The sequence below is a fragment of the Butyricimonas synergistica DSM 23225 genome, assembly GCF_000379665.1.
Taxonomy (GTDB): Bacteria; Bacteroidota; Bacteroidia; order Bacteroidales; family Marinifilaceae; genus Butyricimonas; species Butyricimonas synergistica.
Genome location: NZ_KB903359.1, coordinates 578,325 through 595,280, shown reverse-complemented (window position 1 = coordinate 595,280; position 16,956 = coordinate 578,325). Strand labels below are relative to the sequence as shown.

At 45.5% G+C, this 16,956-nt stretch carries 15 protein-coding genes; 1 reads left to right on the top strand and 14 read right to left on the bottom strand.

Translation table 11 applies throughout. The features are described from left to right. Positions 1-140: 140 nt before the first annotated feature. From arsB to rimO, 14 genes are all read right to left on the bottom strand, one after another. Positions 141-1,226 (bottom strand): ACR3 family arsenite efflux transporter, encoded by a 1,086-nt coding sequence (gene arsB / locus A3CY_RS0102595; RefSeq protein ID WP_018336336.1) that lies wholly within the window; start codon positions 1,224-1,226, stop codon positions 141-143. 10 nt (positions 1,227-1,236) lie between these two features. Next, positions 1,237-2,952: an arsenical pump-driving ATPase gene (gene arsA, locus A3CY_RS0102590; RefSeq protein WP_018336335.1), complete on the bottom strand. Its 1,716-nt coding sequence runs from the start codon at positions 2,950-2,952 to the stop codon at positions 1,237-1,239. 2 nt (positions 2,953-2,954) lie between these two features. Further along, positions 2,955-3,287, bottom strand: a complete 333-nt coding sequence (gene arsD, locus A3CY_RS0102585) for an arsenite efflux transporter metallochaperone ArsD (protein WP_026207225.1) — start codon at positions 3,285-3,287, stop codon at positions 2,955-2,957. 11 nt (positions 3,288-3,298) lie between these two features. After that, entirely contained in the window at positions 3,299-4,003 is a 705-nt protein-coding gene (locus A3CY_RS0102580; protein ID WP_018336333.1) for an aromatic aminobenezylarsenical efflux permease ArsG family transporter, read from the bottom strand. A gap of 8 nt (positions 4,004-4,011) precedes the next feature. Beyond that, complete coding sequence (locus A3CY_RS0102575) at positions 4,012-4,443, bottom strand: nitrophenyl compound nitroreductase subunit ArsF family protein (protein WP_018336332.1); 432 nt, start codon at positions 4,441-4,443, stop codon at positions 4,012-4,014. Between the two features lie 2 nt (positions 4,444-4,445). Then, positions 4,446-4,685: a thioredoxin family protein gene (locus A3CY_RS0102570; RefSeq protein WP_018336331.1), complete on the bottom strand. Its 240-nt coding sequence runs from the start codon at positions 4,683-4,685 to the stop codon at positions 4,446-4,448. 74 nt (positions 4,686-4,759) lie between these two features. Next, positions 4,760-5,083 (bottom strand): ArsR/SmtB family transcription factor, encoded by a 324-nt coding sequence (locus A3CY_RS0102565; protein WP_026207224.1) that lies wholly within the window; start codon positions 5,081-5,083, stop codon positions 4,760-4,762. Positions 5,084-5,158: 75 nt separating this feature from the next. Then, a complete protein-coding gene (locus A3CY_RS0102560; protein ID WP_018336329.1) occupies positions 5,159-5,866 on the bottom strand; it encodes a LytR/AlgR family response regulator transcription factor in 708 nt (235 codons plus the stop codon). Then, entirely contained in the window at positions 5,863-6,921 is a 1,059-nt protein-coding gene (locus A3CY_RS0102555) for a sensor histidine kinase (RefSeq protein WP_018336328.1), read from the bottom strand. The genes A3CY_RS0102560 and A3CY_RS0102555 overlap by 4 nt, the downstream gene beginning before the upstream one ends. Beyond that, complete coding sequence (locus tag A3CY_RS0102550; RefSeq protein ID WP_018336327.1) at positions 6,918-7,997, bottom strand: sensor histidine kinase; 1,080 nt, start codon at positions 7,995-7,997, stop codon at positions 6,918-6,920. The genes A3CY_RS0102555 and A3CY_RS0102550 overlap by 4 nt, the downstream gene beginning before the upstream one ends. Before the next feature lie 35 nt (positions 7,998-8,032). Then, entirely contained in the window at positions 8,033-10,414 is a 2,382-nt protein-coding gene (locus tag A3CY_RS0102545) for a TonB-dependent receptor (protein ID WP_018336326.1), read from the bottom strand. Between the two features lie 121 nt (positions 10,415-10,535). Beyond that, complete coding sequence (locus A3CY_RS0102540; protein WP_018336325.1) at positions 10,536-11,135, bottom strand: nitroreductase family protein; 600 nt, start codon at positions 11,133-11,135, stop codon at positions 10,536-10,538. Positions 11,136-11,298: 163 nt separating this feature from the next. Further along, the gene (locus A3CY_RS0102535) at positions 11,299-13,482 is read right to left on the bottom strand and encodes a sodium-translocating pyrophosphatase (RefSeq protein ID WP_018336324.1); all 2,184 of its coding nucleotides are present in this window, start codon (positions 13,480-13,482) and stop codon (positions 11,299-11,301) included. A 131-nt stretch (positions 13,483-13,613) separates the two neighbouring features. Next, positions 13,614-14,900 (bottom strand): 30S ribosomal protein S12 methylthiotransferase RimO, encoded by a 1,287-nt coding sequence (gene rimO / locus A3CY_RS0102530; RefSeq protein WP_018336323.1) that lies wholly within the window; start codon positions 14,898-14,900, stop codon positions 13,614-13,616. Between the two features lie 91 nt (positions 14,901-14,991). On the opposite strand from rimO, the gene A3CY_RS0102525 reads away from it, so the two are divergent. After that, positions 14,992-16,827: a YgiQ family radical SAM protein gene (locus A3CY_RS0102525; protein WP_018336322.1), complete on the top strand. Its 1,836-nt coding sequence runs from the start codon at positions 14,992-14,994 to the stop codon at positions 16,825-16,827. Positions 16,828-16,956: the final 129 nt, after the last annotated feature.

The window sequence follows — 16,956 nt, the reverse complement described above, 5'->3', positions numbered from 1 at the left end:
TGATCTATATCTCCTCTTGATCAAGAACACAGTATAAAGATAGCATCTTCGCTACAATATCGATGATTTCCCATCATGGTACGTTTCAACTCTATATTTACCCCGAAAATAATCAAGACAAGCCATAGCACAAGGGCAAGCTAACGTTTTTCCTCTCCCGTGTATATCGCATCCAGATTATATTCTACCACCGGAAACCATTTTCGGGTTCGGTTTGCTATTCGCACCAAAGCAAGCATAACCGGCACTTCAACAAGCACCCCGACAACAGTCACCAAAGCTGCCCCGGATTGTAAACCGAATAAAGAGATCGCCACCGCAACAGCCAACTCGAAGAAATTGCTTGCCCCGATCATTCCGGCAGGAGCCGCAACCTCGTGCGGGAGTTTCCACCATTTAGCCCAACCGTAAGCGACAAAGAAAATCAATATCGTCTGGATAACCAGAGGAATCGCAATCAATATAATATGAAACGGATTGCCAAAAATGATTTTTCCTTGAAATGAAAAAAGAATAACCAAAGTCAGTAATAAACCTCCCATGGTGAGATTATCGAAACGCTTCACAAAAACATGATTAAAATACGCTGTTCCACGCCTTTTTATAACGGTCACACGGGTGATTATACCTGCCAAAAGCGGGATAACCACGAAAAGGATGACAGAAAACAAAAGCGTATCCCACGGTACGGCGATCCCTCCCACTCCCAGCAAAAAAGCCACAAGCGGGGCAAAGGCAACGAGTATAATCAAGTCATTGACGGCTACTTGAACAAGCGTGTAAGCGGCATCCCCCCGTGTCAGGTAGCTCCACACGAATACCATCGCCGTACAGGGGGCTGCCCCCAGCAACACGGCTCCCGCGAGATACTCACCCGCCAGGTCGGCAGGGATAAAAGTCTTGAAAATCACGTGAAAGAACAAGTAAGCAATAGCAAACATGGTGAATGGTTTGATCAACCAATTCGTCACGCAAGTAATCACGATCCCTCTCGGGCGACGCCCGACATTCCGCACGCTGCGAAAATCGACTTTCAACATCATCGGGTAGATCATCAACCAAATAAGGATAGCCACGGGAATAGAAACATTAGCGTACTCGAAACGGCTTAATGTTGCCGGCACCGCGGGCAGCCATTGCCCGACAGCAATGCCGACCACGATACAGAGGGCGACCCAAAGTGACAGAAATCGCTCGAAAAACCGTATTCCTTCTTTATTTTTCATACGTGCGTATTTATAGATTTTGCCATTCTACCAGGGCGGTGTTATTCCCGGATAATTCATTCACCTTCCCGATCCACCCCAATTCACTCGCCGCCTTCGCCTGCAAGAAAGGATTTGTTGTCCGTGTCAAGGATAAACAGGAGTTCACGACCCACCACTTGTTGTGAATTCCGGCACGATGCAAATCTTGTTGCAGACGTTCCGCCTCGAACACGGGCGTGGCTTCGGGCAAGGTCACGATCACGACTTCCGTTTCGTCCGGGTTACGCAATCTGGGCAGGAGTTTGGCTACTGCCCCGGAAATTTCCCCTCGCGTGCGTTCCACTTCATGGTGATAACTTTCCGTGGCATCCAGCAAGAGGAGCGTGTGTCCCGTGGGAGCCGTGTCGATCACGACAATTTCTGTTTCCGCCTTCTCCACGATATCGGCAAAAGCCTTGAACACGGCTATTTCTTGCGTACACGGGGAACGCAGGTCTTCCTCGATATATTCCATGTCGGATTCCGTGATATGATTTTCCCGTGCTTTGTCACGCACCTCGTTTTTGTAGGCTTCCAATACCTCGGACTCGTCGATTTTGCTGACCTCTATGCCTTCACGTGTCACTATATCGTAATTAAGATGATTCGCCGGGTCGGTCGTCGTTAGATGAACCTTTGCCCCCAAGGAATTTAACCCCATTGCGATTCGGGTCGCCAGAGTTGTTTTACCGACACCGCCTTTCCCCATGGTGAAAATGACCCGCTTACTGGAAGTGTATAAATCATGCACGAGATCATCCAATCTCTTCCCTCCTTCCAAAGGTTTGTAAGGAACCCCGAAGAGGAGGTCGTCTTCGGAAAGCATCCGGCGAATAGCGGCAACATTCGAGAGGTTATAAGACCGGAGTGGCACGCTGTACGCAGGAAAGTCTTTCAACGTTTCGGGCATCCCCTGCAATGCTTCCTGTTGACGGTTTCGTAACTGGCAGGAAATATCATCCCGTTCGTCCGCTTGTTGCAGCACGCCGTTGACAATCAAGAATTGATTCTCGATACCCAACAATTGCAACTCTCGGGAAGAACGTGCCGCCTCCTGCAAAGGCGATTTGTCCGGACGGCTGACAAGCACGAGGAGTGTAGTCCCCGGATCGGCAAGCGTCTTGACGGCTTGTTGATAGACTCCTTTGCGCTCTTCCAACCCGGATAATTGTCCCAGGCAGGATGCCCCGTGAGTACTCTCGTTGATAAAAGTACTCCACGCGGAAGGAAGTTGTAACATTCTCAAGGTGTGACCCGTGGGTGCCGTGTCGAACAGGATATGGTCGTACCTCTCCTGCTTTTCCCGGTCGGTGATAAAATCGGAGAATTGATTGAAAGCCGCAATCTCCACCGTGCATGAGCCGGAGAGTTGTTCCTCCATGTTGCGAATCACGCTTTCCGGTAGCTTTCCCCGGTAAGGAGCGATCACGCTCTCCCTGTATTCGGCGGCGGCTTGCTCCGGGTCGAGGTTTACAACCGTTAATCCCGGAACACCGGAAATGTCCGTGCCGTGACCGTTCAATTCTTGTTCGAAAACATCCTGTAAATTCGACGCGGGATCGGTGCTAATCAGCAATATTCTCTTGTCCCTGTCAACCAACCCGACGGCAGTGGCACAAGCGATGGACGTCTTTCCCACGCCGCCCTTGCCCGTGAAAAATAAATACTTTGTGAGAGCAATTTTCGTTATATCCAATGTTTCCATAATCAATTGTTTATCTCCGGTATATCGTTCAAATTAATTCCTGTCCATTCACTTAACTGGTCTGTGGTAGGGTAACTGCCCATCACCTCGATCTTGTTATCTACCAGCGTCACGGGCAATCCGTCTACCCCGTGTTCCATCAGGTAATCATTGACGATTTTGTTTGACACGTACAATTGCGGTTCGTCCCTCAAATTATGGCGGGCAACCAGTATTCCTTTCCGTTTCAAAGTTTCAAGAACCACCGCTATCCGGAACAGTTCCGGGTTTATATTCGGACCGCACAATCCCGTGGGACAGCACATGGCTGGGTCAAAAATTTCTATTGTTTTCATATTCTATTGTTTTAAAAATAATACATTACAGCATAATAAATTCCGACAAGAATAAACAGTATCGCCACCACGCGGTTGAACCATTTCTGGAAAACCTGTACCCGGTTGTAGAATTTCCCGAGCCCGGCAACGCTATACGCCAATATCCAAGCCACGATAATCACGGGCAGACCGGTTGCCACGGCATACACGGCAGGCAAAAGGTAACCGCCCGCCTCGGCGGCAGACATGGGGATCAACATCCCGAAATAGAAAACCCCGCTCGTGGGACAAAATGCCAGCGAGAAAAGTACACCTAGCAACAACGCTCCGGTTCCCCCCTTTCGTTTCCAGTTGCCTCCACCGGAGAAACCGAATTTAGGCAGATTCAGGCGGTTACCGAAAAGCATGAACAACCCCACGAGTATTAAAGCCGGAGCCACCAACATCTCCCCGTAACGGCTGACCGCTTTTTGGATGGCAAACATACTTGCCCCCTCCCGGAGAATTGATATGAGGACGACACCCAGTGCCGTGTAAGCAATCACCCGCCCCAGCGTGTATAGGATGCCACCCCAGAATATCCGATGGCGGCTCTCGATATCTTTGCTGATGTACCCGATGGCTGTGATATTCGTCGCTAGCGGGCAAGGACTTACAGCGGTTAATAGCCCCAGGATAAATGCCGTGAAGATCGGAACATGACTGTTTTCCAGAAGTGAGTGTAAAAATTCCATACCCTTTTTTATTTGAGTTGTTCTTCAATCTTCTTTTTCACCCCTTCTTTAAATGTCGCGGGCGAACCCGTGGCATGGGTAAATGCAAATTCGGTCATGTTTACCGGCGTTTCTTTGTCCTCTTTCCATTTATTAATAAAGAGCGACGACCAGGTAACCTCGTACTTGTCCGCTAACACTTCATTTTCTTTTTCAGAAATATCGATAGTCTTGTAGATCACTCTGCCCTCTTTCAATTCCTTGGCAAACAGCGAATCCACCACTTCTTTTGAAAGTTTCTCGATCGCATTGCAGGTGAGGCAGCGTTGCTTCCCGTGAAAATAAAGCACCTCCACCCGGTCTTTCCTTTCTTGATGGGGTGAATCGGTTGTCTTCGACTTTTTAGTATTGCCACAGGCAGTGGCAATCAAAACAATACATACATACAATACTACCTTCATGCCTACTCTTGTTGGGTTAATACTTGTTTTACTTCACTTAGATTCAGTACTTTCCCCACGGAAACTACTTTCCCGTTCACGACTAAAGCCGGAAGTCCCATGACCTTGTATTCCATGATCTTCAAAATGTCTTGCTCTTTCGCCAGTGTTGCTTCCAGTGCCAATTCCGAGATTGCTTTCTCTACCGTCTTGTACAGCGTGGTGCAGTTCGGACACCCTGTTCCTAATACTTTAATTTCCATTTTCATCTTGTTATTGAATTAGTATAAACGTATTTCGTCGAATTACGAACATTGTATTTAAAAAAAGAGTGCAGTTATCCGCAGCACGTCTTTTTTGTCCTGCATTCACAAAAGAAATTCGTGAATAATTTGCTTGCTAACGCCCAGTTTTCCCGATTGATACAATACTTCACCTTGGGTGTTTCAATCTCTCCCTGTATTAAACCCGCCTCTTTCAACTCCTTCAGATGCTGAGAAACTGTCGCTTTCGCGATAGGCAGTTCCTCGTGAATATCTCCAAAATAACAATTCTCCTGACTTGCCAAAAAATCGAGTATCGCCATTCTTGCCGGATGCCCCATCGCTTTGGCAAAGCGGGCAATCTGTGTTTGCTCGTTCGTGTACTTCTTATCTTCCATTCTTTTATATTGTTTGTTTTTCGCAAACTTACGAACAATATATGGAAATTCCAAATAAAAGCGTGGAATATACACTTACCCCCTTTTCATGAAGGTATCGAAAAAGGAATCCCGGTATGTGTTCCCTATCGCAATCTCGTAATTGCGGATAAAGATGTCGTTATTGTCAAAGGAATCAATATGATTGGTATTCACAATGTACGACTTGTTCACCCGCAGGAAATCTTTTTTAGGCAGAAGTTCGTAAGTTGTTTTCAGATTCATCCGGGTAATGATACGCTGGTCTTCCAACTGGATAATCACATAATCTTTCAGTCCTTCGATGAAAAGTATACCCTTGAAATTCACCTTAAAGTAACGGCGATCCGACTTCACGAAGAAAAAGTCATTTTCGATAATTTCGATATTTTCCTTTTCCTCCTGCAACAAAAGTGCATGGTATATCATAGCTTTATCGACAGCTTTCTGAAAACGTTCGGATTCCACGGGTTTCACGAGATAATCGATAGCGTCCACCTCGTAACTATCCAGAGCGTACTCCGTGTAAGCCGTCGTGAAAATAACTAAAGTCCTTCGGGGAATGGTTCGGGCAAATTCGATTCCCGTGATTCCCGGCATTTGTATATCCAGGAAGACTAGGGCGACCGGGTTCACCTCCATGAACCGGGAGGCAGCCAAAGCGTTGCTAAACGTCCCCACTTGTTTTAATTGAGGGGTTCCTTCTATCAATAATTCTATGGCTTCCCGTGCTAACGGTTCATCGTCTACTATAATACAATTCATAATGTCAAGTGTAAATTAACGGTGTACGTTTTTTCGTCTTCCTGGATCTTTAGTGAATAGTCACCCGGGAATAGTAGTTCTAAACGGCGACTTATGTTTTTCAGTCCTAACCCTCCCACTCCATCGCGTTCCGGAGCTATGGCTGGCTTGGAATTTTGACAGCGGAACAGCAGGTTATTGTCTTCCACCTCGAAAGAAAGATAAACGAAGGACTTATTTTCCGCATCCAAGTTGTGCTTCACGGCATTTTCCACGAAAGGGATAAACAGAAGGGGCGGTAACCAAACTTGATCTGTCTTTCCTTCCTTGAAAATAAAAAACTCGAATTTATCCCGCCGTATCTTCTCCAGATTCAAGTAATCGTTCAAGAATTGAATCTCTGAATTTAGCAATACTTTCTCTTTCGCACTGTCGTTTATCTGGTAGCGTAATAAATCTTTCAAGCGGAATAGTACCCGGGAAGCCTCTTTCGGGTTTTTACGGATCAGCACGTTGGCGTTGTTCAACATATTGAATAGGAAATGAGGATTAATTTGCTTCTTCAAGAATTTCAACTCCGACTGTAAAGTAGAGGAAGCCAATTCATCCACCCTTTGGTTATAACCGATCCAATATTTTATTAGCAGCAAAGTGGATGACCCGAACGTAAGCAACCCGATCGAGATCATCGAAGAAAAGATGTTCAACACGATATACGGTTCTTCTTCGGGATACATCTCATTGAAGTGATAAAAATAGCTCTGCAAAATGGAAATGAAAACGACTGACAATAAGATCAAGCCGACCACGGATAGTATGTAACTGAAAATGCGGTCTTTCATCAGATAGCGAGGTGCCAGAAGGTAAATATTACAATACACGTCTAAATTAAGTATGAAATAAAAACCGATAAAACAGTAAAAACGTTCTCGAGTGGCGCAAATTTCTCCCGACAGATCGGCAAAGACACTTGACGAGATACACATGATCGTCAGTTGTAACAACAAATGCCGATACACCCGGTATCTGGGAGATAACAAGAAATCGGGGATATTTTTATCTATCTTGTTTATCATGATTCGGCTTGTTTTAAAGTCAGTTGAATGGAATGTTCCGTGAAGGATAAAGAATAATTCGTCTTGTACAGGAAAGACAGGCGTTGTCTTATTCTTGAAAAATCGCCTTCCCCGGGAATCGCTTCATTGTCATGATTACACGAGAATTGCACTTGCTCTCGGTCTGCATTGAATACCAAATGAATAGAGTTCCGCTTGTCCTGTTTGTACACTTGCATCACGCACCATTGGACGAAAGGGATAAACAACAAAGGGGGAATAAACAACCGTTTGACCGCACCCTCCGATGATATTTCATACTCGAATTGTCGGGAATACATTTGTTCGAGCGACAAATAATTCGCCAAGAAATGGATCTCGGCATCGAGCAATACCGTGTTGCGGCTGCAATCGTATAGCTGGTATCTCAATAGTTGACTCAATTTGAATAACATACGAGAAGACTCGTCGGGCTCCTCCTCCGCCAGCCTCCCCGTCTTATCCAAAATATTGAATAATAACTGGGGATTCACTTGTTCTTTCAACTGCTCGACTTCCGATTGGATGTGCATTTTCTCCAGCTGGCTCACGTGTTGGTTTTCCTGCATCCAATGTTTCAACAACACGGTGATCGCCCCTCCTGCCAGACAGAGCGAAATCGTGCAAAAAGAAGAAATATTGTTTACCCAAGTAACCGAACTGAAATAATCTATTCCCGTTTCACCGAGCAACGAACGGGTAATATCTTCGATTGTGTTTTGAACCCACAAAAGCAAAATCACCGAAACGGAAATCCCAATACCATACAACATATATTTCTTTTGAATCAGGTATTTGGGTATCAACACGTAAATATTATAATAGGCAACTACCAGGTACGTGACAAATACCGACAAAGCTATCAAGTATAATTTACCACCCAACACGGGAATCCCGTGTTGGAAAATAACGTATATTTGATTAAAGGAAACTGAAGCGAGAGCCATGATCAGAAGAGTATGCCGCCACACTCGGGCTTTCGGGCTTATCAATAGATAATGCAGCAGCTTCTGTCCCCTCGTGTTTATATTCATGGCTCGATATTTCTTCACTTTCATAGGTACAAATGTACGATCTTATTTTTTACAAATTCCTAAAATTCCAATTTATAACTCAGGTTAGGCAAAGAAGTAGCTTCTCTCAACGGCTTGATCTCTCCCGTTTTAAAGTTATAGTCATGCCCGTAAAATTCCTTACAACCGGTCGCATTCAGCCCTTTTAAAGCAAACTCGTGGGACACCTTTTTCTTGTTTATCTTGTAACTGATCGTGTAGTTGACCATGAACAGGGGTGAGAATTGCTTGGAGAAAGCCTTCGTTTCATCGTATTGTACCACCTTATCCGGGTCGGCAAGCGTGGATGCCCAGTCTATCGGGCTATAACGGTCGCCTCCTTGTATGGTCATTTTCAAGTTGATACCGAGGATATTCTGCTTGTTCTGCCCTACCATCCATTCCTTGCCTCCCAGGCAATTGACAATGAACAGGCGATTGTACTTCGTGTCCCGCCATTTCCCATCACCCCCTCGGTATTTGGAACTGAAAAGCGAACCAGACACCATGTAATAAACCCCATCATTCAAGTATCTTTCCAGCGTGACGTCTACCCCTAAATTGCGTCCTTTTCCCTTGTTTACCAACGCATCCTCCACGTAGAAGTCCACCCGGTTCAACACGGAATAGGAACTATCGGCAATCACCGGAATGTTGTATAAATATTGAAAATAAGGCTCTACCTTTAAATTCAGATTATCAGATAACCTGCAACCGTATGAAAGCATCACGTGGTGTGCCTTCGAGAAATCTAGATTCTTGTTCACGGACCCCGTTCTCGTGCTTTGGGTACGCACGAAATAAACATCCATTTTCTCCATCCGGCTGTGCATACCGTAAGCCAAGGCAAATGAAGTTTTGGGAGTTGCCTGCCATTTTACCCCCGCACGAGGTTCCAGCGTCCAATGATTATTCAAGGCAAGCACTTGCGCATTAAGTCCCACGTTCAAGGTCATCCGGTCGCTCAACCCGATAGACGAACTCGTGTAACCCGCAATCAGACTCGTGTTCCCGTCCCCCTTGGATATCAATTCCAAAGGTTGCATCACGTGCGGCGACAAGTTCATTTCCATGTCATAATACATCTTCGTGAAGGAAAATCCGGTCTTGCTGGTAAATCGGGCACTGAATTTCCGGTTCAGTACGGTTGAAAAAATCAGATTCGTGTTATTCCGGTTCAGATCGAGGTTCGGATACTTTTCCAGATCGAAATCATAGAAATCGACAAATCCTTCGTGCCTGAAATAGGTGGCGGCAACGGTCGTCTTCAGTTGCGTGTTATCATTAAAGAAATAACCATGCGTGATCCCTCCTGCCGCCATGTATTGTTTCGTGCTACTTTCCATTTGATCGCCGAGATATTCCCATTCTTCCGTGTCTTTCTCGAATTCACTTTCGGATTTGTCCACGAGCCCGGTGCCCCACACGGAGAAAGTACCCGCTTTCCGTGTCGGCAGATTGAACTTAAAGTTCAAGTCCTGGTAATCCAATATTCCCCCGAAATCCACGATACCGGCGTTCTCCAGTATTCCTGTCGTGGAATAACGGTAATTGAATATATAAGAGGAATTATGCCGTTTGGTCAAGGGACCCTCGGAGGCAAAATCCAAACCGAGCAGAGCGACCTGTATCGTGTTCTCCATGTTCTGGTTATTCCCGTTCCGTAATTTCATATCGAAGACTCCCGACACGGCATTACTGAATTCGGCAGGGAAAGCCCCCGAGAAGAAATCCGAGTTACCTAATACCAGGCTGCTCAAACCGGAAAGGATACCTCCCCCCAGAATCGACAAGTCGGCAAAGTGATTGGGATTCGGGATTTCCACGTCCTCCAATCTCCACTGCAATAAATGAGACGCATTCCCGTGAATCGAAATCCCGTTCGTCGACATTCCGGGCGATACTCCCGCGAAAGAGCTCACCAGCCGTGCCGGATCGTCCATTCCTCCCGCGTAACGGCTTGCCTCTTCCACGCTAAGCATCCGAGCCCCCGTGGTCGCCATCTTATTCAATGGTTGCTCCTTATTTAACCGGGGAAGTACCGTCACTTCGCTCAATTCCTGAATAGCTTCTTTCATGAGTATATTCAGGAATACTCCTTTGGAAGAAGTCACCAGCACTTCCTTGAACACGCTCGATTCATACCCCACGAATGATGCTTGTATATCATGCCGCCCGACAGGTACATTTTTAATTATAAAGTGTCCCAAACTATCCGTGATCGCCCCCATTCCCGGCTTTCCCAAGAGTGCTACCGATGCGTAAGCGATCGGATACCCCGAAGCCGCATCTACAATCGTTCCTCGCACGGTCTGGGTCAATACTTTCCCGTTACCCTGCCCGAAAAGGACTGCTGGTGCAATTAAAAATAAAAAGAGTATTGTAAATTTTGTAACTCGTGTAATAACTTTTGTCTTTCTCATAATCGGCTTTTATTAATTCTGCACCAAAAATAAAGACAAGACAAAGGCACTTTCGGAAGAATATACCAAACCTCCCGATTCGGATACCAAACCGGGAGATTTGTATAGATTATATATTTTGTTATTTAAAAATACGCACCCTTTCCTCCAACGGTTTAAACTCTTTTGCCCCGGGTTCTTGCGACGGAACACCAAAAGGCATTTGTGCGATCAACTCCCAATTTTCGGGTAACCCCCATTCTGCGATAACGGCTTCGTCAATCAACGGGTTGTAATGCTGTAACGATACCCCGAATCCGGCATCCTCCAACATAGTCCAAATAGCTAATTGGTGCATGGCAGACGTGTGTTGTGACCAAACGGGGAATTTCTCATGGTATGTCGGGAAGGCTTTTTGCAATCCTTCCACAATTTTCCGGTCTTCAAAAAAGAGTATCGTGCCGTATCCGGCTGCAAATGACGTATCGATTTTCTGTTCGGTTGCCTTGAATGCTCCTTCGGGAACAATCTTACGAAGCGTATCTTTCACGATATTCCATAATTTCAAGTGTTGCTCACCCAAAAGCAAAACAACTCTCGTGGATTGGGAATTAAATGCGGAAGGGACATTCTTCACGGCAAACTTTACTATATCTTCAATCTCGTTATCTGTGATTAACGACTTATTTGTAATAGCGTAATAACTTCTTCTATGTGCTAATGCTTCTTTCAATGTACTCATAACTCTCTTTTATATTGTTTTTCACAATATACGATTTTTTCACAAAAAAGTTAAGCCTTTCATGATTAATCTTTCATTCAAAGTAAACAATATAAAAATTGCCCAAGTATATTCATCACGTATACTTGGGCAAAAATCAACGACTTAAACAAGAAGTCGAAACTTAGAGAAGGCTGTAAGCACAAGTCACTCCCGCCATAACAATAGCGACCATACTCATCAATTTTATCAAAATATTCAAACTCGGTCCGGAAGTATCCTTGAAAGGATCGCCCACGGTATCTCCAATCACAGTAGCCTTGTGATTATCAGAGCCTTTTCCGCCCAGATTACCTTCCTCAATATATTTCTTGGCGTTATCCCACGCGCCTCCTGCATTAGCCATAAAAATAGCAAGCACGAACCCGGAACCCAAACCACCAGCCAATAAACCGATCACTCCCGCAACACCAAAGATAAGTCCCATTGCCACGGGAACAATGATTGCCAGTAACGACGGAAAAATCATCTCGTGCTGTGCCCCTTTCGTGGAAATCTCCACGCATTTAGCGTAATCCGGTTCAGCCTCTCCGGTCATGATTCCTTTAATTTCCCGGAACTGGCGACGTACCTCGTTCACCATCTTTTGGGCGGCACGTCCCACGGCATTCATCGTCAGACCACAGAACACGAACGCCATCATGGAACCGATGAAAATTCCAGCCAGCACGTTCGGATTCATTAAAGTAACATCATAATGAATCATAAAATCCTGTAAAGTTGCATCGGCAGTTCTTACCGTGTTTTCCCCAATCGTAAGCACTTCCTCTCCCACACGCAACAAACCGATTTTGATTTCCTCGATATAAGATGCAATCAATGCCAATCCCGTTAATGCAGCCGAACCGATAGCAAATCCTTTACCTGTCGCGGCGGTCGTGTTACCTAAAGCGTCCAAAGCATCTGTACGGTGGCGCACCTCTTCTCCCAAGTGACTCATTTCCGCATTGCCCCCGGCATTATCGGCAATCGGTCCGTAAGCATCCGTTGCCAAGGTAATCCCCAGCGTAGAAAGCATACCCACTGCCGCAATACCTACACCGTACAACCCCATGGGCATATTGGCGAAATCAAATTGAGCCGCGAACAGGAACGAAAGTACAATGCCCACCACGATCGTGAATACCGGAATAGCTGTCGAAATCATCCCCGTCCCGATACCTTTGATAATCACAGTTGCAGGTCCAGATTCCGAACTCTTGGCTATATCTTGCGTGGGTTTATAAGCGTGTGAAGTGTAATATTCGGTGCCTTTACCGATAATAATACCTGTTATCAACCCTACAATCACGGAACCACAAATCCAATAACTCATTCCTAAAAGGTAAATCACTAGGAAACTGGCACCCACGATCAGAATAGAACTGACATTTATACCCCGGTCAAGAGCCCTCAATAACTGTTGTTGAGAAGCCCCCTCTTTTGTTTTCACCAAAAATATACCCAGCAACGACAAGATAACACCGAAAGCGGCTATCAACATCGGGGCAAGAATGGCATTAAATTGCATATCAGCTTCGAGACGGAAAGCGGCAGCACCCAAGGCAGCCGTGGCTAGGATAGAACCGCAATATGATTCGTAGAGGTCTGCTCCCATTCCGGCAACATCACCCACGTTATCACCCACGTTATCAGCAATCGTGGCAGGATTACGAGGGTCGTCCTCCGGTATTCCGGCTTCCACTTTTCCCACGAGGTCAGCACCCACGTCAGCCGCCTTCGTGAAGATACCTCCACCCACTCTGGCGAACAATGCCTGCGTAGAAGCCCCCATCCCAAAAGTCAACATTGTAGTCGTGATAACAATGGCTTTCTCTGTTGAAGTAGCTTCCTCTACAAAATAATCGAGCAACAACCACCATAATGAAATATCCAATAGCGCCAATCCTACTACTACCAAGCCCATTACCGCACCTGAACGGAAGGCAACCTTCAACCCGTCATTCAAACTTCTGCGAGCCGCATTCGCCGTTCTTGCCGAAGCGTAAGTGGCTGTCTTCATCCCGATATAACCGGCAAGACCGGAAAAGAAACCACCCGTCAGGAATGCACACCATACCCAATGATTTTGCAAGCCTGGACCGTAAGCCATCCAGGCAAAAATCAGACACAATACCAAGAACACGATACCCACGATCCGGTATTGTTGCCGCAGGTAAGCCATAGCCCCTTTGCGGACGTGTCCGGCAATTCGTTTCATCGTATCGGTTCCTTCCGACTCTTTCATCATCCCCTTAAAGAAAATCCTCGCGAACAGGAGGGCGATAATAGCACACGCAGGTACTATCCAAAATAGATTATTCAACATGCTATTTATATTTTGTAGTTAGTAAAAATCATACAAAAAAATACTCATCAAAATTTCAATGAACCTTGATGAGTAAAAGTACAAATAAAACCGAAAAATTATTCTTCGGTTTCTGTTTTTTTATAAAATTTTCAGATCTCGGCGTATAGTTCAAACGGTTCCGCTCCAGTGATTTCTACCTCGTAAAAGTCCCCGATTTGTAATGGATCAATGGAAGTAACAAATACTTCCTGATCCACTTCGGGTGAATCATATTGCGTACGCCCGACAAAATACTCTCCTTCCTGTCTATCAATCAAAACGGTAAGCTTCTTCCCGATCCAATTTTGATTCAATCGAGAGGCTATTTCCAATTGCCGATCCATTAACTCTTCGGCACGTTTGTTTTTAACCTCTTCGGGGACATCATCCTGATAATGTTTGTCGCAATAAGTATCGTCCTCGTGCGAATACGGAAATACCCCCAAACGTTCAAATTTCATGGTTTCCACGAAATCAATCAATTCCCGGTAATCCTCTTCTGTTTCTCCCGGGTGTCCTACCATCAACGTCGTCCGTAAGGCAATGCCCGGTACTTCTTCCCGGATTTTACGAATGAGGTCTATGGTTTGTTGTTTCGTCACCCCTCTTCGCATCTGTTTCAGCATATGATCGCTACAATGTTGCAGGGCAATATCCAGATACTTGCAAACATTCTTACGCTCCCGCATCACGGGTAAAATCTCCATCGGGAAACCAGCCGGATAAGCATAATGCAATTTGATCCACTCGATTCCCTTTATATCGGCAATCCGGTCTATTAATTCCGCAAGCCGATTTTTCCCGTATTTATCAATCCCGTAATACGTGATGTCCTGAGCCAGCACCAATAATTCCTTTACACCCTGTTTCGCAAGGCGTTCCGCCTCGTCAACAATCTCTTCAAAAGGACGGGACTTGTACTCTCCTGTCATGATCGGGATGGCACAATAAGAGCATTTACGATTACATCCCTCCGATATTTTCAAATAAGCATAATGTGGCGGGGTTGTCAAATGACGTTCATTCCGTAGTTTGTCGTCATATTCTTTCCCGAGTTCCGTCAAAATGCCTTTCCAATCGAATTTCCCGAAATAAGCATCCACTTCCGGGATCTCTTTTTGTAATTCCGGTTCATACCGTTGCGACAAGCATCCCATAACAAATATCTTGTCTACTTTCCCTTCCTTCTTCAATTCCACCTGCTCCAGTATCGTGTTGACAGATTCCTCCTTGGCGTCCCCGATAAAACCACAAGTATTGATTACAACAACTTTAGCCTTTGAATTTTCAACATCCACTTCAACACTGTACCCCACTTTTTCCAGTTGCTTCATCAGTAATTCCGTATCCACCAAATTCTTGGAACACCCCAGGCTTATAATATTCACTTTCTTCATGCTAGATTCTAAATTTGGACGCAAAGGTAACGTATCCGAACGGAAATCCGAAGACTTTCCGTATCTTTGCCGAAGAATTTAGCAAAACTTTATGAACTACAATATACAACAATGGTTGCCGACCACCAAGAAAGAAGTGGAACTGCGGGGATGGAACAGTATCGATGTCATTCTCTTTTCCGGGGATGCTTACGTGGATCATCCATCGTTCGGGGCGGCTGTTATCGGGCGATTGCTGGAATCATTAGGACTGAAAGTAGCTATCGTGCCACAACCTAACTGGCAGGACGATTTAAGGGATTTCAAGAAGTTAGGTAAACCGAATTTATTCTTTGGTATCAGCCCGGGATGCATGGATTCCATGGTCAACCACTACACGGCAGCCAAACGCCGCCGTTCCGACGATGCTTACACACCCGGCAATCGTAGTGGGGCACGTCCCGATATGCCGACGATCGTTTATACACGCGTATTAAAAGAGTTATTTCCGGATACACCCGTTATTATCGGGGGAATAGAAGCATCGTTACGCCGTTTCACGCATTACGATTACTGGAAAGACACGCTCAAACCCTCCATCCTTTTCGAGAGCCGGGCGGATATGCTCGTGTACGGCATGGGGGAAAAACCGATTACCGAAATCTGCCAAATGTTGCAGAAAGGCATTCCGTTTCAAAGCCTCACGAATATTCCCCAAACCTGCGTGTTACGGGGGAAGAAAGAAAAATATGCCACGAACAAAAAATGGCAAACCATCACGTTAGCCTCTCACGAGGAGTGCTTGACGGATAAAAAGAAATACGCCACCAACTTCCGGTACATCGAGGAAGAATCGAACAGTATCCATGCCGCCAAGCTGATACAACCCGTTGCAGACAAACTAATCATCGTGAATCCTCCTTACGCACCCATGACCACGGAAGAAATAGACACCGTTTATGATCTCCCGTTCACACGGCTGCCTCACCCGAAATACAAGGATAAAGAAATTCCGGCATACAACATGATCCGGCATTCGATCACGCTACACCGCGGATGTTTCGGGGGATGTGCTTTCTGCACGATTTCAGCCCATCAAGGGAAATTCATTGCTTCCCGTTCCGAGCAATCCATCATGCGGGAAGTGGAACACGTGTGTGAGATGCCGGATTTCAAGGGAACTATATCCGATCTAGGCGGACCATCGGCAAATATGTATTCCATGCGGGGGAAGGATTCGGGAATCTGCGAGCAATGTAAACGTCCCTCTTGTCTACACCCGGCCGTGTGTAAAAACCTGAACACCGACCATTCGCGGCTTTTAGCCTTATACTCGAAAGTGCGTAAAGTCCCGGCCGTGAAACATTGTTTCGTGGGATCAGGCATCCGTTATGATCTCATCATGCACCGCACGGGCGATCGGAAAATAGACACGGCAAACCGGGAATATCTAGAAGCAGTCATCAAACATCATGTTTCCGGTCGCTTCAAAGTAGCCCCAGAACACAGTTCTGACAACGTGTTACATTTGATGCGCAAACCCTCGTTCAAGCTTTTCCGGGAATTAACTGCCCGCTTCAACGCCATCAACCAGAAGGAACACTTGAAACAACAAATCATACCTTATTTTATATCTTCCCATCCGGGATGCAGCCTCTCGGACATGGCAGAACTTGCGATCGACACGAAGGAATTGGATTTCCGCCTGGAACAGGTACAAGATTTCACCCCGACCCCCATGACCTTAGCCACGGATATGTACTATTCCGGGCTTCACCCCTATTCCCTGCGCAAAATACAATCTGCCAAGACGGAAACTGAAAAGAAACGCCAAAACATCTTCTTTTTCTGGTATAAACGGGAGTTCAAGAATGAAATTATCGGTATTCTAACGAAACTGAAAAGAAATGATCTCGTAAAACGGTTATATTCAAATAAAAATAGATAAATATTTATTATTTCACGATTAATCATTAACTTTGAATCATATAATATAGATAAACGAATATGCGCTATTGTATCTGGATAATGTTATTTTTCATATTCACCTCATGCTCACACCATAAGGCTGTAAAGA

Bases quoted from the DNA above. Each gene is read 5' to 3' on its own strand.
- arsB (WP_018336336.1), bottom strand. From the start codon at position 1,226: ATGAAAAATAAAGAAGGAATACGGTTTTTCGAGCGATTTCTGTCACTT.
- arsA (WP_018336335.1), bottom strand. From the start codon at position 2,952: ATGGAAACATTGGATATAACGAAAATTGCTCTCACAAAGTATTTATTT.
- arsD (WP_026207225.1), bottom strand. From the start codon at position 3,287: ATGAAAACAATAGAAATTTTTGACCCAGCCATGTGCTGTCCCACGGGA.
- A3CY_RS0102580 (WP_018336333.1), bottom strand. From the start codon at position 4,003: ATGGAATTTTTACACTCACTTCTGGAAAACAGTCATGTTCCGATCTTC.
- A3CY_RS0102575 (WP_018336332.1), bottom strand. From the start codon at position 4,443: ATGAAGGTAGTATTGTATGTATGTATTGTTTTGATTGCCACTGCCTGT.
- A3CY_RS0102570 (WP_018336331.1), bottom strand. From the start codon at position 4,685: ATGGAAATTAAAGTATTAGGAACAGGGTGTCCGAACTGCACCACGCTG.
- A3CY_RS0102565 (WP_026207224.1), bottom strand. From the start codon at position 5,083: ATGGAAGATAAGAAGTACACGAACGAGCAAACACAGATTGCCCGCTTT.
- A3CY_RS0102560 (WP_018336329.1), bottom strand. From the start codon at position 5,866: ATGAATTGTATTATAGTAGACGATGAACCGTTAGCACGGGAAGCCATA.
- A3CY_RS0102555 (WP_018336328.1), bottom strand. From the start codon at position 6,921: ATGATAAACAAGATAGATAAAAATATCCCCGATTTCTTGTTATCTCCC.
- A3CY_RS0102550 (WP_018336327.1), bottom strand. From the start codon at position 7,997: ATGAAAGTGAAGAAATATCGAGCCATGAATATAAACACGAGGGGACAG.
- A3CY_RS0102545 (WP_018336326.1), bottom strand. From the start codon at position 10,414: ATGAGAAAGACAAAAGTTATTACACGAGTTACAAAATTTACAATACTC.
- A3CY_RS0102540 (WP_018336325.1), bottom strand. From the start codon at position 11,135: ATGAGTACATTGAAAGAAGCATTAGCACATAGAAGAAGTTATTACGCT.
- A3CY_RS0102535 (WP_018336324.1), bottom strand. From the start codon at position 13,482: ATGTTGAATAATCTATTTTGGATAGTACCTGCGTGTGCTATTATCGCC.
- rimO (WP_018336323.1), bottom strand. From the start codon at position 14,900: ATGAAGAAAGTGAATATTATAAGCCTGGGGTGTTCCAAGAATTTGGTG.
- A3CY_RS0102525 (WP_018336322.1), top strand. From the start codon at position 14,992: ATGAACTACAATATACAACAATGGTTGCCGACCACCAAGAAAGAAGTG.